Source organism: Burkholderia territorii, assembly GCF_902833055.1.
Classification (GTDB): Bacteria; Pseudomonadota; Gammaproteobacteria; order Burkholderiales; family Burkholderiaceae; genus Burkholderia; species Burkholderia territorii.
The window spans coordinates 1-1,305 of the sequence record NZ_CADFEJ010000052.1 but is presented as its reverse complement, the minus strand read 5'-3'; the positions used below and the strand labels follow the sequence as shown (position 1 = coordinate 1,305).

Here is a 1,305-nt window from a genome sequence, read left to right as displayed (position 1 = left end):
GGTTCATCGAGGATTACCGGGGAACGCGGCGCGGATTTTGAGGAAGAAGTATTCCTCGTCGCGGTACCCGTAGGCCCGACGCTTGATGACCTTAATGGTGTTGTTGATGCCTTCGACGACGCTGGTATTGAGTGGATGGCGGCAGCGGGCGAGGATTCCGTGCCAGTAACCCTGCAGGCGCTGCGCGAACAGTTGTAGCGCGGCAATCCCGCTTTGCCGGGCTTGTTCGATCCAGTGTTCCCAGGCCTTTTCCGCCCAGGCAGGCTTTCGGTAGAACCAGAGCCGTTTGAGTTCGTCGCGTAGCACGTAGACGCACAGCAACGGCTGATTGGCAGCCAGCAGTTCCTTCAGATGCACGGACTGCTCGGGCTTCAGGTTGAGGCGGTTGCGCAGCAGCAGCCAGCGACTGGATTTCAATACCTTGCGGGCCGGCCGGTCATGGCGTAACTGATTGGCCTGATCCACTCGCACCCGATCAATCACCTCGCGCCCGTACTTGGCCACGACGTGGAACAGGTCGTAGACCACCTCGGCCTGCGGACACTGCGCCTTGATTTCCAGCTCGTAGGCCGTGGTCATGTCGATCGCGACTGCTTCGATGCGCTCGGCGACACCCTCAGGAAGCTGCTCGAAGAAGGCGCGGGCCGTCTCGCGTGAGCGTCCCGATCCAATCCAGAGCACCTGCCGGCCGATCGGATCGACCACCACCGTGGCATATCGATGGCCTTTATGGAGTGCAAACTCGTCCATCGCAAGATAACGGATCGTCGACCAGTCCGGCTCGGCCACACGCGCTTGCAAGCGCATCTTGTCGATCGATTTGACCGTGTGCCAGCCCAAATCGTAGAAGGCCGCCACTGCCTGCACGCTGGCTGCTTGCAGCAGTTTCTCGCAGGCCTTGGCAAATCGCTCCGTCACTCGCTGGTAACGGCCCAGCCACGCCAGTTTCTCCAGTCGTGGACCGCCGCAGCGTTCGCACCAGACCCGGCGGCGGGGGACGTGCAGCACTACTCGGTACTCGAACAGCGGCAGATCGCGCACGCGGCGAACTATCGTCTCGTGGATTTGATTGCACCGCGCACCGCATTGCTCGCAGTACATCACCTTGCTGACCGGCTTCAAATGCAGCGATAGCGTGCGCTCTTCCCCTTGCGGCCATTCCACACGCTCCAACCGATAGCCGGTCCAGCAGCCCAGTGCCTGAAGTGCCTTTCGATCGAGCAATTGCCTCCTCCGACATCCTTAGAATCAGGTGTCAGATTATGCAATCGCTTGAAAACCCTCCACGGTTTTCTGCGATGAACC

Annotated in this window: 1 protein-coding gene; it reads right to left on the bottom strand. The window is 60.5% G+C overall.

The window, feature by feature from the left end; all coding sequences use genetic code 11:
- Window positions 1-3: 3 nt before the first annotated feature.
- Window positions 4-1,224 carry an ISL3 family transposase gene (locus HW466_RS30920; RefSeq protein ID WP_060346772.1) on the bottom strand — a complete coding sequence of 407 codons (1,221 nt, stop codon included), beginning with the start codon at window positions 1,222-1,224 and terminating at the stop codon, window positions 4-6.
- Window positions 1,225-1,305 lie beyond the last annotated feature (81 nt).